General features: G+C 43.7%; 15 protein-coding genes. 7 read left to right on the top strand and 8 right to left on the bottom strand.

From position 1 onward, the window contains the following. Positions 1 to 181 precede the first annotated feature (181 nt). From RBI_RS02295 to RBI_RS02275, 5 genes are all read right to left on the bottom strand, one after another. Complete coding sequence (locus RBI_RS02295; protein WP_022288084.1) at positions 182 to 673, bottom strand: hypothetical protein; 492 nt, start codon at positions 671 to 673, stop codon at positions 182 to 184. A gap of 16 nt (positions 674 to 689) precedes the next feature. Next, positions 690 to 1,193 (bottom strand): pantetheine-phosphate adenylyltransferase, encoded by a 504-nt coding sequence (gene coaD, locus RBI_RS02290; protein WP_022288083.1) that lies wholly within the window; start codon positions 1,191 to 1,193, stop codon positions 690 to 692. Next, a complete protein-coding gene (rsmD, locus tag RBI_RS02285) occupies positions 1,193 to 1,747 on the bottom strand; it encodes a 16S rRNA (guanine(966)-N(2))-methyltransferase RsmD (protein ID WP_038670722.1) in 555 nt (184 codons plus the stop codon). Before rsmD ends, coaD begins: the two co-directional genes overlap by 1 nt. Before the next feature lie 176 nt (positions 1,748 to 1,923). Further along, positions 1,924 to 2,859, bottom strand: coding sequence for an NPXTG-anchored protein (locus RBI_RS02280; RefSeq protein WP_038670720.1), 936 nt, complete (start codon positions 2,857 to 2,859; stop codon positions 1,924 to 1,926). A gap of 195 nt (positions 2,860 to 3,054) precedes the next feature. Next, complete coding sequence (locus RBI_RS02275) at positions 3,055 to 3,819, bottom strand: SDR family NAD(P)-dependent oxidoreductase (protein WP_038670718.1); 765 nt, start codon at positions 3,817 to 3,819, stop codon at positions 3,055 to 3,057. A gap of 250 nt (positions 3,820 to 4,069) precedes the next feature. Between RBI_RS02275 and RBI_RS02270 the strand changes: the two genes are divergently transcribed. The 6 genes from RBI_RS02270 to RBI_RS02245 all read left to right on the top strand — a co-directional run bounded on the left by RBI_RS02270 (position 4,070) and on the right by RBI_RS02245 (position 9,690). Further along, on the top strand, positions 4,070 to 4,978 hold the full coding sequence (locus RBI_RS02270) for a nucleotidyltransferase (RefSeq protein WP_038670716.1): 909 nt from the start codon (positions 4,070 to 4,072) through the stop codon (positions 4,976 to 4,978). A gap of 213 nt (positions 4,979 to 5,191) precedes the next feature. Then, positions 5,192 to 6,055 carry a GDSL-type esterase/lipase family protein gene (locus RBI_RS02265; protein ID WP_038670714.1) on the top strand — a complete coding sequence of 288 codons (864 nt, stop codon included), beginning with the start codon at positions 5,192 to 5,194 and terminating at the stop codon, positions 6,053 to 6,055. Between the two features lie 17 nt (positions 6,056 to 6,072). Beyond that, positions 6,073 to 6,588, top strand: coding sequence for a DUF4358 domain-containing protein (locus RBI_RS02260; protein ID WP_038670712.1), 516 nt, complete (start codon positions 6,073 to 6,075; stop codon positions 6,586 to 6,588). 13 nt (positions 6,589 to 6,601) lie between these two features. After that, positions 6,602 to 8,017: an MBOAT family O-acyltransferase gene (locus RBI_RS02255; RefSeq protein WP_038670710.1), complete on the top strand. Its 1,416-nt coding sequence runs from the start codon at positions 6,602 to 6,604 to the stop codon at positions 8,015 to 8,017. A gap of 15 nt (positions 8,018 to 8,032) precedes the next feature. Further along, entirely contained in the window at positions 8,033 to 9,166 is a 1,134-nt protein-coding gene (locus tag RBI_RS02250; RefSeq protein WP_051706315.1) for a DHHW family protein, read from the top strand. Positions 9,167 to 9,261: 95 nt separating this feature from the next. Then, positions 9,262 to 9,690: an acyl-CoA thioesterase gene (locus tag RBI_RS02245; protein WP_038670708.1), complete on the top strand. Its 429-nt coding sequence runs from the start codon at positions 9,262 to 9,264 to the stop codon at positions 9,688 to 9,690. A gap of 76 nt (positions 9,691 to 9,766) precedes the next feature. Here the strand turns inward: RBI_RS02245 and RBI_RS13890 are convergent, their stop codons facing one another. Continuing rightward, positions 9,767 to 10,198 carry a DUF1284 domain-containing protein gene (locus RBI_RS13890; protein WP_051706313.1) on the bottom strand — a complete coding sequence of 144 codons (432 nt, stop codon included), beginning with the start codon at positions 10,196 to 10,198 and terminating at the stop codon, positions 9,767 to 9,769. Next, positions 10,179 to 10,754: a biotin transporter BioY gene (locus RBI_RS02235; protein WP_038670706.1), complete on the bottom strand. Its 576-nt coding sequence runs from the start codon at positions 10,752 to 10,754 to the stop codon at positions 10,179 to 10,181. The genes RBI_RS13890 and RBI_RS02235 overlap by 20 nt, the downstream gene beginning before the upstream one ends. Positions 10,755 to 11,428: 674 nt before the next feature. On the opposite strand from RBI_RS02235, the gene RBI_RS02230 reads away from it, so the two are divergent. Next, on the top strand, positions 11,429 to 12,727 hold the full coding sequence (locus RBI_RS02230) for an O-acetylhomoserine aminocarboxypropyltransferase/cysteine synthase family protein (protein WP_038670705.1): 1,299 nt from the start codon (positions 11,429 to 11,431) through the stop codon (positions 12,725 to 12,727). Positions 12,728 to 12,929: 202 nt separating this feature from the next. On the opposite strand, the gene rpiB is transcribed toward RBI_RS02230, so the two are convergent. Next, positions 12,930 to 13,367: a ribose 5-phosphate isomerase B gene (rpiB, locus tag RBI_RS02225; RefSeq protein WP_022287992.1), complete on the bottom strand. Its 438-nt coding sequence runs from the start codon at positions 13,365 to 13,367 to the stop codon at positions 12,930 to 12,932.

Below are 13,367 nucleotides of genomic sequence, written 5' to 3'. Positions count from 1 at the left end.
CTTTCACATAGGCGAAAAAGCTCGCCTTTTTATCATATACTATTTATTATAGGCAACATATGCTTCTTTGTCAATAGATATTGTCACAATTTTTCACATTCTGCCTGAATTTCATATGGACAATTTTAGTTATGAAAAAAGCAGACAAGCCGCAAAGCCCATCTGCTTACATCAAACAATATTATTTCTCTGCCGCACCTATCTTGGAAACTGCGTCCCTAGTAGTGTTTACGTCCTTAAGGCTCTTTGTAAGCACCTCAGCCGCCTCAGAAAGCGACTTGTTCAGATTTTCAGAAAGTGCCTCACGGATAGCCTTGTCCTTAGCCTTAGCCTGCTCAACGATATCAGCCGCCTGCTTGTTAGCCTCTGCGGCTATCTGCTTTGCATAGTCAGCCGCCTGCTTGATGATCTCCTCCTGAGCCACAAGCTTCTTAGCCTCGTCCTTAGCCTTCTTTACGATCTCTTCAGCTTCCTTGTTGGCCTCAGTAAGGATATTTTTCTTATCTCTTGTCATATCCTTTGCACGCTTTATCTCACCCGGAAGGTTAAGTCTTATGCTGTCGATGTATTCACGCATCTGCTCAACATCGATCATTTTTTTCTGTGAAAACGGTACGCTTGAAGACTTGTCAAGCAGTTCGTCCATAAGTTCAAGTATTTCCTCTACCGTCATTTTAAACACCCTTTCATTACTGATCTATATTATTGGCAGGCTTATAGAGCCTGTCAGTGATCTTGCTCTGTATCTGTTTCGGCACAAAGCCTGTGATATCTCCGCCGAAGCTTGCGATCTCCTTTACAACGCTTGACGAAAGGAACATATTCTCTCCCGTAGTGGTGAGAAACACCGTTTCAGCGTCATTGTAAAGCTTTTTATTTGCAAGAGCCATCTGGAACTCATACTCAAAGTCAGACACAGCCCTAAGTCCCTTTACGATAGCATTAGCGCCCGTCTTTTGCAGATAATCCGCCAGCAGACCGTTATAACAATCCACCACCACATTATCAAGATGCTTTGTGACCTCGATTATCATTTCCATTCTCTCAGTCGGCGTAAAAGCAGCCCTCGATTTATTAGCATTAAAGGACACCAGTACTATCACCTTATCGAAAAGCTTTGAAGCTCTGTCGATTATATCCAGATGACCCAGCGTAACAGGGTCAAAGCTTCCCGGGCAAACAGCGATACGCATCAATAGTCCACTTCTTTCATTGGTATCTTATAGACCGTCAAAGCGGTCTTACCGTATTTATATCTCTTATGAAGCTTAAGTCTGCCGTAGCTTTCTCCAAGCTCAAGCTCCTTTTCATGCTCGCACACAATGATAGCACCATCATTGAGCTTGCTCTCCACAAGCTCCAAGGCCTTTTCAACTATGCCCATTCTGTAAGGCGGGTCGATAAAAACTATATCAAGCCCGGCTTTGGCAACTTTAAGATATTCCAGACTATCCATGCAAAGCACACGGGATTCCTTATTGAAACCGCATGAATCCACATTATCCTTGACGATAGCCACAGCCTCAGGATTGCTGTCCACGAAAACGCAGTGACTAGCCCCACGGCTGAGAGCCTCTATACCCATTTGACCGCTGCCTGCAAAAAGGTCAAGTACCGAGCTTGCTGGTACATCAAACTGAATAATGGAAAAAACAGCCTCTTTTACCATATCTGTAGTTGGTCTTGTATCCAACGACTCCAAAGTTTTAAGCTTTTTTCCCCTGCATGAACCTGTAATAACTCTCATAAAAAATAACTCCAAAATAAAAGTATACAATCATTATACTATATTAATTACCATTTGTCTAGACTATTCGCCGATATTTTTTTATTTTTTATACCACACACAAAAAGGGACTTCACAGTGGAAGTCCCTTTAGTTATTTTAATTACGTACTCTAAGAAACAAGTCCTCAGTTAAGATTACTTTCTCTTAGAAACTACGATAGCTGCACCTGCGAGAGCGATACCTGCAAGAGCGATGCCTGCTGTTGCGCCTGTAGCTGCTGTTTTGTCAGAAGCTGCATTTGAAGATGTAGCAGTTGTTGTGCCTGTTGTACCAGTCTTTGAAGAAGTTGTTGCGGCTGTGCTGTTAGCCTTTGAATCAGTCTTGCTGTCAGACTTAGAATCTGTCTTGGAATCATCCTTTTTGCTGTTTGAATCTGTGCCAGAAGTAGCAGGAGCAACAGGAACAGCGTTAGCAGCCCATATCCAGCCCTCGTTTGTTGAGCCGTCATCGAACTTCTGAGCCTCAGCGTTTACAGTACCTGACTGAGCGATAGAAATTGTGTAAGAGCCGTCGCCGTTGATAGCAGTATCCTGGCAGTCAACGTTTGTGTCGAATCCACCTGCGCCACCTGCGATACCTACGCACTTGTTAGGGAAGTAAGCTGGCTGTGCAACCTTATCCTTTTCTTTGTCATCTGGATTTCTGAAATCCCAAGTGCCGTCAGCTTGGAAAGATACACCAGCATTGCCTGTTGTGTCACCAAGACCTTCAATTGTGAAGTCAATAGTGATGTACTCACCAGCGCCTGCTACAGTGTAGTCAGTGATCTCTGATGTGAACTTGCTGTTCCACTTGTTGATGATCTGGAAGCAGAGCTTGTCTGAATCAGACTTGCCAGGAGCAGCACTTACGTTAAACTCCTGTGAACCGATCTTTACCTTAAGATCCTTACAAGTAACGACCTGACCATTTACAAGAGCCTCATCGTTATCGTTGTACTCACATGGGATATCTGTAGCGATGAACAGATAGTTGTAAGCTGTTGAATCAGCAGCGAAAGCTGTTACTGCCATAGCTGTTGTAGCTATAGCTGCTGCAGCCATGCCTGCGAAAATCTTTGTAAGTTTCATTTCTAAAACTTCCTTTCTTAAATAACTTTAAGTATATTGTACTTTATTTTCCGAAAAATTTCAATCGGCTGATTTAACAAATATGATAACGTTTTCTTATGCAATCACAACAATTTGTACTATTGATTTTTAGAAGTATAGCCCAATTTCCGCACTTTGCAAAACTTTTTTATCTTATGTAAAAATACTAAACCGTCATTTATCAAGCTTTTTCTTCTGCACCTTTCCAGTCACTTTCAGCACCATACCTCTAGGAGCAAATTTAGCCCCTGCATAAAGTGCCTTTATAGACTTCTCAGGGATAATGATGAGTTTTCTGCCGAACATTCCCACAAGAGCCTTTTTTGCACAAAACTGTGGTGTTATGGAGCTTACGCCGAACTTGCAGTTTGCAACGTCATTGAACTCCGTATCCACAGGACCCGGGCATACCGCACAAACGTGTACCCTGCTGTTTCTCGCCCTCAACTCCTCATATATTGCGCTGGTAAGGCTCACAACATAAGTCTTTGAAGCATAGTATGTTGCCATCATAGGGCCGCCGTACATAAGCCCTGCCGAGGAAGCTATATTCATTATATAACCCCTGTCAGCGGCAACAAAGTCTTTCAAAAACAGCTTTGTGAGCATATGCACCGCTGTAACGTTGGTGTCTATCATTTTAAGCTCAGTGTCCAGAGGAAGCTCGTCAAAGCTGCCCACTGCACCGAAACCTGCGCAGTTCACAAGCACTGATATCTTCTCGTTCTTTGTTTCCTCATAAAGCCGCAGACATTCTTCCCTGTCGGAAACATCGCAAACTATCACCCTTGTATTGTCACCAAGCTCCTTCGCAAGCTCTCTGAGCCTTTCCTCACGTCTTGCGCTGATTATAACACGAAAGCCCCTTGCAGATAGATCTCTCGCTATCTCTCTGCCAATTCCCGAGCTTGCGCCTGTTACCAAAGCCGTCTTAGCCATTTATATCATCCTCCACCCTTTTCAGGGATATTATTTGATTTTTGTCATATCAGTATATCACATTAGTATCACCCTGTCAAGTGTAAGAAAGATGTAAAATACGCAGAAAAGCATCGCAAAAAACTGAATAAAAATGTCAAAATCTCTTGACATTTACTTTAAAGTATGGCATAATGTTAATATAATTTTAAGAAATAGAATAAAATTAAACTGAGAAATCAAAGAACAAAGAACAAGGAGATAAAAAATTATGAGTTGTACCCTTTGCATACTTGCCGCAGGTCTTGGAAGTCGCTTCAAAGGCGGCATAAAACAGCTTGAACCTTTCGGACCAAACGGCGAGATAATAATGGATTATTCTATCTATGACGCCGTTGAGGCAGGCTTTGACAAGGTCGTATTCATTATAAGAAAGGATATCCGTGATGCCTTTGATAAAATGATAGGCGACCGTATCTCAAAATACGTCAAGATAGATTACGTTTATCAGGAGCTTGACTGTCTTCCGGAGGGCTATTCCGTACCTGAGGGACGTGTTAAGCCGTGGGGTCACGGTCACGCAGTCTGCTGTTGCAAGGGCGTTATAAATGAGCCTTTCGCAGTAATAAACGCTGATGATTTTTACGGTAAGGAAGCTTTTGTGAAGCTCCACGATTTTCTCTGCAATGAAAACTCAGATCGCAAAAAGCTTCATCTCGGCATGGCAGGCTTCATACTGAAAAACACTCTAAGCGACTTCGGTGCAGTGAACAGAGGTGTCTGTGAAGTTAAAGACTCTATGCTCACAGACGTTGTTGAAACCTACAATATCCGCCGTGAAAATGACGGCAAGGTCTATTCCGGCAAGGAAGAAACAGCCGAGCTTGACGAGAACTGCTATGTGTCAATGAATATGTGGGCTTGCCCTGACGGCTTTATAGATAAGCTCAATGGTATGTTCACAGACTTTATGAAAGAAAATAAAGACAGCCTGACAGCGGAGTTTCTCCTCCCTGCGGGTATCGATATAATGATAAAAACAGGTATTGCAGACTGCAAGCTTCTGGAAACTCACGATAAGTGGTTCGGCGTTACATATAAAGAAGATAAGCCAACCGTTAAAGCCGATATCGCAAAGCTTATAGAGGCTGGCGTTTATCCTGAAAAGCTTTGGAAATAAAACTTTTTCAAACAAATAATACAGAATAATTTGTCAACAATAAGTCGGGCAGAACAAATTCTCCCGACTTTTTTGCGTCTGTTTGTAAAAAGTGAAGAAAATCCTTAATTCGACTAAAAAGCACTTGAAAAAGGCTGTAAAATGTGTTATGATAATCTTTGAAACGGATCTGCATTTTTGCAGGTCAGGAGAGATAATATAAGAGGTAGTATAATGGAGAGCCAACACGGTAGCAATTTGAAAAATATAAGAAAAAAAAGAGCCACAGCACAGCAAAGCATAGTGTCATTGAGTTGTCTTGTGTGCATAGCATTTGCGGCAATATGGGGTTTCCATGCAGGAAGCGGCAACAGCAGGGCTGTGGAAGCAAAGAAGATGTCAGCTTCAAGCTCTGTGGCAGAGAACGAAAGCTCCGAGAGCAATGCGGACAGCTCTTCTCAGGCAGAAAGCATGGTCGATGAGAGTGGCATAGATGAAAGCCTTACTGACAGCTCAGTTACCCATGATGACGCCGACGACCTTTCCGACGCAGTTTTCATAGGCGACTCACGAACAGTTGGTCTGCAAAACAACTGCGATAAACCAAAAGCAACGTTCCTTTGCTCTGTGGGAATGCACATCGACACCGTTATGACAGACCAGAACATCACCCTTTCAAACGGCAATGCAGGAACTGTTATCGACGCTCTTGGAGAAAGACAATATGGCAGAGTGTATATAAACCTCGGCACTAACGAGCTTGGCTGGCCTTATATCGACACCTTCAAGGATTATTATACACAGCTTATCACAAAAATTCAGGAGATACAGCCTGACGCTGTTATCTATGCTGAATCTATCCTCCCTGTAACAGCTTCAAGAAGCTTGCAGGGCGACGCCATAAATAACACAAATGTAGCCACATTCAATCAGGCTATCTCAGAAGTGGCACAGCAGACAGGTATAAATTATCTTGACTGTACCTCCGCTGTAGCAGGCGCAGACGGCACTCTTCCGGAGGAAGCCTCCTCAGACGGAATACACCTTATGAGCGAATACTGCGACAAGTGGCTCAACTATATAATCGACAACACATAAGAAAGGAAAGAAGAATTATGAAAACAAAGAAGATACTCTGCACTCTTATGGCAGTTATGTGCATTGGCACAGCAGCACTTACAGGCTGCGGTTCAGACTCTGACAGCAGCACAGCAAACTCCGCAAATTCAGCGGCAGCCGCTCAGACAAACGAAAGCGTTGACGTAACAGCCGTTGCGGACAAGCTCAAGAACGGCATAGAGTTCAAGGACGAGCTCGCAGAGCTTGACGAAGCAAAGATAGAAAAGATAATCGGCATATCAGCAGACAGCTATACAAAGGCTAAGGTCTATGTAAGCTCATCAGGAGGAACAGCCGAGGAGATAGACTGCTTTGAAGCCAAGGACGCAGACAGTGCAAAGGCTATCGCAGATACACTTACAGCAAGAGTCGAAAGCCAGAAAAAGGTTTTTGAAAACTATGTTCCGGAGGAAATGACAAAGCTAGGCGACCCTGTTCTTGTAACCAACGGCAATTATGTTTACCTCTGTCTTTCAAACGATAACGATAAAGCAAAAGAGATAATAGGCTAGGAGTAATAAATATATGCTTTTTTCAAGTACAACATTTCTGTTCGCATTCCTGCCTATTGTACTGATAACGTATTATATCGTCCCACGCATAACACGCAATTTGGTGCTGTTTATCTTCAGCCTTGTGTTTTACGCATGGGGCGAACCTGTTTATATCGTCCTCATGATAGCTTCCACTATCGTTGCGTATATAACAGGACTATTGGCAGACAAACAGCGTAAAAACGCAAAAAAATACACTCCGCTCATCGCAATGATAGGAGCGGTGGTGTGGAACATCGGGCTTCTTCTGTTTTTTAAATATACCGACTTTTTCATCGGTGCGGCAAACAGCATTTTCGGCACGCAGATAAAGACCTTGGGTCTTGCCCTCCCTATCGGTATCTCATTCTACAGCTTCCAGACCCTTTCCTACGTTATCGACGTTTATAAGGGCGAAGTAAGAAGTCAGAAGAACTTCCTTGACCTTGCCACCTATGTTGCCCTTTTCCCACAGCTTATCGCAGGTCCTATCGTAAGATACATCGACGTTGCGGAACAGCTCAAAAAGCGTAACGAGAGCATAGAGCATTTTGCACAGGGCGTGTGGAGATTTTCCATAGGTCTTGGCAAAAAAGTCATTCTCGCAAATACTATCGGCGAGCTTTTCGACACTATCTCAAACTCAGCACAATCCGAACTGAGCGTTGCCGCAAGCTGGCTAGGCATAATAGCCTATACATTCCAAATATACTTTGACTTCTCAGGCTATTCCGATATGGCGATAGGTCTTGGCAAAATGTTCGGCTTCGACTTTCTCGAGAACTTCAACTACCCTTACATCTCCACCTCTATCACAGATTTCTGGAGACGCTGGCATATGTCACTTTCAAGCTGGTTCAGAGATTATGTCTATATCCCACTTGGCGGTAACCGCAAGGGCAAAGCAAGACAGTGCCTTAACATCATGATAGTATGGTTTCTCACAGGCTTTTGGCACGGTGCAAACTGGAACTTCATGCTCTGGGGCGTGTACTTCGGTGTGATACTCCTATGTGAAAAGCTTTTCTTGGGCAAAGCCCTGAAAAAGATACCTGCATTTTTCCAGCATATCTACGCACTTCTCTTTATAGTCATAGGTTGGGGAATATTCTCCTATGAAGATTTCGGCAAGCTTACACAGAACTTCAAGAATATGTTCGGCGCAGGGGGACTTCCTCTCATAAATCACCAAACAGTGTTCTGGCTCGCACAGTATGCAGTAACAATAGTGATACTTGTGATAGCTTCAACACAGCTTCCAAAAAAGCTTTGCCTGAAACTTCAAACCAAGTGTCCTGAGATATGCGGCTGTATACTCCAACCGCTGTGGGCATTAACACTTTTGGCAGTTTCCACCGCCTACCTTGCAGGTAATTCATTCAATCCGTTCCTGTATTTCAGATTTTAAAGGAGGACGGCAGATATGAAAAAACAACTTAAAAACTATATTATGATAGTGTGCTTTCTGCTGTTCATATTCGGCTTTGCAGTGGCAAGCTTTATTTCCGAGGATCGTGAATTCTCCGAAAATGAGAACCGCTATCTCCAGCAAGCCCCTGAATTTTCATGGAAAAAGCTTGAAAAAGGCGAATTCACATCGGATATCGAAAGCTATATGTCCGATCAGATATTCATGAAAGACCAGCTTGTGAGTCTTAAAACAGTCACCGACCGCACGCTTCTGAAAAACTATCAGAACGGTGTATATTTCGGCAAGGACGGCTATTATCTCCAAGACTATCAGGAAAACAGACCTCTTATCGAGAAAAATATAAGCTGTCTTAACGATTTTGCTGACAGCCTTGATAAATCCGTCGACGTAAGCTTTCTTCTTGTGCCGAATGCAGTTTCCGTTATGTCAGACAAGCTCCCTGCGGTCACACAGACCGACGATCAGCTTGAAAGCGAAAAGTATATAAGCTCTATCCTCAGCGACAGGATAAACCTCTGCTTCCCATATGACCAGCTCAAAGATGCTGCAAAGTCCACTCAGGTTTTCTATAAGACCGACCACCACTGGACAGCCGAGGGCGCAAAAGTGGGATTTGACACACTTATGACAGCCATGAATGAAGATATCCCACAGGTATCCTACAATATAGAAACTGTAAAGGACTTTCATGGCACTCTTTATTCAAAAGCCCCAACAGACTTCTCCGCTGCTGACGAAATGCACTTCTACACAAACCCTGACAACAGCGTAAAGGTAAATTATGTTGAAGAAAACAAACAAACAGACACCCTTTTTGACGATTCATTCAAGACCAAAAAGGATAAATACTCCACATTCATGGGTGGAAACTTCGCCCTCACGGAAATAGAAACAAACGGTGAAAGCGACGAACACGTCCTTATTATAAAGGACAGCTACGCAAACACAGTTATGCCATACTTTGCCGACAAGTATAAGCACATCACAATGATAGATATGCGTTATTACCACATCATGGATAAGACCGTCAGTGAATATGTAAAAGACAACGGCATAACAAAGGTCATTTTCCTTTATAATATGGACTTTGTGAACACCGATAACAACTTCATCTGGCTTGAATAACTCATAAGCAAGCAGGGGCGGCCATTGGTCGCCCGCTATTTTTATCACACCCATATATAACGTCAACGTCAAACCCACAGAAAGAAGGACATAAAATGACACTTACCCCCTACAAAAGAAAAGCCTTTTATTATGAAACAGACCGCATGGATATAATCCACCATTCAAATTACGTCCGTTGGCTTGAGGAAGCCCGTGTTGACCTTATGGAGCAGCTTGGCTGCCCTTTCCACGAAATAGAGGCAAGAGGGATAGTTTCCCCAGTGCTCTCCGTGGAAACACACTATAAATATCCCGTCCGTTTCGGAGATGAGTTTGAAGTGCGCTGTAAGCTGTCAAAGTTCAACGGCTGTGCCTACGAGCTTGACTATGAAGTCTTTGACCTTACCACTCAGAAAACAGCCTGCCTTGCCCACACCTCCCACTGCTTCACCACCTCCGACCTTAAGCCTGTAAGACTAAAAAAACATTATCCCGATATCTACGAGAAATTCCTATCCGCATATCAGGCAAGTGAAGAATAAGCAAAAAAAATGTACAGCTCCCGAGAAGACACTCGGGAGCTGTACTTTTATGTAAAAAAATGACAGACGTGACCTGTCACGAAGAAAGCAATCCATCAACGCCCTCACGCCACTTTTCAAAGCTGCACAAACCAAGCTTTGCCCAGCGACATTCCGAGCATAGTATATCAAATGCCTTTTTATCCATTTTGCTTCTCAGTCTTGTCAGCGCACTGCGATAATTCTCCACTGAGTGACATTCTATCTCAGAAAGTCTGCAAACCTCGCTGTCTTTCTGTGCCACCGTTCCGCCACAGCCGTCAAGCAAACAACCGTCCTCCGTCCTGTTTGGGCAGTGCTGACATATCATATCTCCGCTGCACACAAACCGCACCGCAGTGTCCTCGCTCTCCAATCTGTCTTTCACAGACTGCATATTCACCGAAAAACCGTCACTGTAGCCTTTTCCCTGAAAAAGCGGCAGGCACAGCAGATGATGAAATCTAAGCTCAGGCTCTCTTGTAAGCATAGCAACCTGTCTTTGCAAGTCTGCTTACAAGCTCGATGCTGATAAGGTAAGCAGCAACAACAGAGATAACGTCCTTTACAAGATAAGGAACAGAAACAAGAAGTATAGACTTGCCAATAGAGATATTAGCAACGATAGCGTACTGGATAGCACCGAGCAGGTGGTCGCAAGCAAGACCTGCGATACCAAGCACGATAGCGATGACCTTACCGCTTATCTTGTTAGAGCAGAACTTTGCGCCAAGACCGCAAAGAAGAGCCATAACGATAAATCCGTAAATGAATCCGCCTGTATACCCTACGATAACGGAGAAACCGCCTGACCAGCCTGCGAATACAGGCACACCGATAGCGCCCAACAGACCATAGACCAGAGCAGACACAGCTCCGCCCTTCCAGCCAAGAAAATATCCTGCGAGAGCCACAGCGAAAGTCTGGAGCGTAACAGGAACGTGAGTAGGAAGCGGAATAGTTATCTGCGAAAGCACAGCGATTATAGCCGTCATAACTCCGATACCGACTATTTGTTTTGTTTTGTTTTTAGCATTGTTATTCATTGTAAACCTATCCTTTACTTTTTATTTGACAATTAATATTGTATCACATACCAAGTCCATTGTCAACCAAAAATATTTATTTCGGTATACAATTATAAGGCATCGGTAAACGATACTTTTATACAAATTTAATAACAAACAGTGAAAACACGGCATTGCCATTCCGAACTGTACACCGAGGGCGTCATCCCCTACAATATTTCGGGCAACTTCCTACCACCGCAAAATCGCTACGCTCGGTGCTGTCTTTTACTTCATACTTGAGCACAACTCTGTTCAGCTTTGCCAATTCCTCATACCTCACTCCTCATTCCTCACTTCCCCACTTCCTCATTCCTCACTTCCCCTTGTGCATTTTGCCCTTAAATCCTACTAAATTGATAGAATTAATATCAGTTTTCACAAAAATGCGAAAAATCACCTTAAACCTATTGACATTCCTCTATGGGTGTGGTATAGTATAAATACGCTAAAACATACTAAACGACTAGGATTAATATGAATTTGAAATGAGGCGTTGAAAATGAGTGTAAAAATACTGAAACTGAAAACAGCGTACGATTCACGAATGTGTATGTGCTGTATGTGTTGCTGTTAAAATCAGCATAAAGTTCAGTAACAAAAATTTTTATCGGATTTAAAAAACATCAATTTAATGAAAGAGGTAATTTAAAATGAGCGCAATAAACGAAAGAAATCTTAAATTTGAAACACTCCAGCTCCACGTTGGTCAGGAAACAGCAGACGCAGTAACAGACGCAAGAGCCGTTCCTATTTATCAGACATCATCATACGTTTTCCATAACTCACAGCATGCCGCTGACAGATTTGCTCTTAAGGACGCAGGCAACATCTATGGCAGACTTACAAACCCAACTGAGGACGTTTTTGAAAGACGTATCGCGGCTCTCGAGGGCGGCACAGCAGCTCTTGCAGTTGCATCAGGCGCAGCTGCAGTAACATACGCTATTGAGAACGTAGCCCTTGCAGGCGATCATATCGTAGCTGCAAAGAACATCTATGGCGGCACATATAACCTGCTTGCACACACTCTTGTTGATTACGGCATAACAACAACGTTTGTCGATCCGCTTGACCCAGCTAACTTTGAAAAGGCTATCAAGGATAACACAAAGGCTCTCTATATCGAAACTCTTGGCAACCCTAACTCAGACGTAGTTGATATCGAAGCTATCGCAAATATCGCACACGCACACAATATCCCACTTCTCGTTGACAGCACATTCGCTACTCCATATCTCGTAAGACCTATCGAGTACGGCGCAGATATCGTTATCCATTCTGCAACAAAGTTTATCGGCGGTCACGGCACAACAATCGGCGGAGTTATCGTTGAAAGCGGCAAGTTTGACTGGAAGAAGTCAGGCAAGTTCCCACAGCTCACAGAACCAAACCCAAGCTACCACGGTGTAAGCTTTGCAGACGCAGCCCCTGGCGCAGCATTTGTAACTCGTATCCGTGCGATCCTTCTCCGTGATACAGGTGCAACACTTTCACCTATCCACGCATTCATCTTCCTGCAGGGTCTTGAAACACTGTCTCTGAGAGTTGAGCGTCATGTTGAGAACGCACTTAAGGTAGTTGACTTCCTTAACAAGCACCCAAAGGTAGAAAAGGTAAATCACCCTTCAGTATCAGACGATCCAAGCCAGCAGGCACTTTACAAGAAGTATTTCCCTAACGGCGGCGGTTCTATCTTCACATTCGAGATAAAAGGCGACGCAAAGACAGCTCAGAACTTCATCGACCACCTGAAACTCTTCTCACTCCTTGCAAACGTAGCAGACGTTAAGTCACTGGTTATCCACCCAGCATCAACAACACACGCAGAGCTTAACGAAGCAGAGCTTGCAGATCAGGGTATCAAGCCAAATACTATCAGACTTTCTATCGGCACAGAGCATATCGACGATATCATCTACGATCTCAGCGAAGCATTCGACGCTATCTAATAAAAACCTTGCCATTACGGTTTTTACCTAAAAATACAAACCTCAATATAGAAACGGCTGACAGGCGAAAAGCTTGTCAGCCGTTTTTGTACCCATAAAAAAAGCAGGGCAACAACAAGCCGCCCTGCTCCATAAAGCAAAAAGTCAGAAAAAAATCCTTCGCCACAAGGCGATACCTTAATTCCTCACTCCTAACTCCTCACTACTTCTCCAGCTCAGAGATCTTATCCACTCTCCTCTGATGTCTGCCACCCTCAAACTCCGTTTCAAGGAAAACGTCCACCAGCTCGATAGCCAAGCCTGCACCCAGCACTCTCGCACCAATGCAAAGCACGTTTGCGTCATTATGCGCTCTTGTATACTTAGCAGAGAAATAATCCGAACAGCAAGCCGCTCTTATTCCCTTTATCTTGTTTGCGCTCATTGACATTCCAATACCAGTTCCGCATATGAGTATTCCCATTTCGTATTCGCCCGAAGCCACTTTCTCGCAAACTTCCTTTGCCTTGTCAGGATAGTCTACTTTCTCTCCTGCCTGAATACCAAAATCAGTGTATTCCACACCCTTTTCGTCCAAATGTGCCAATATCTCCGCCTTAAGCTCAGGACCTGCATGGTCACAGCCAATAGCAATTTTCAT

Origin of the sequence: Ruminococcus bicirculans (ex Wegman et al. 2014) (assembly GCF_000723465.1) — a bacterium.
GTDB lineage: Bacteria > Bacillota > Clostridia > Oscillospirales > Ruminococcaceae > Hominimerdicola > Hominimerdicola aceti.
This window is presented reverse-complemented; position numbering and strand designations above follow the sequence as displayed.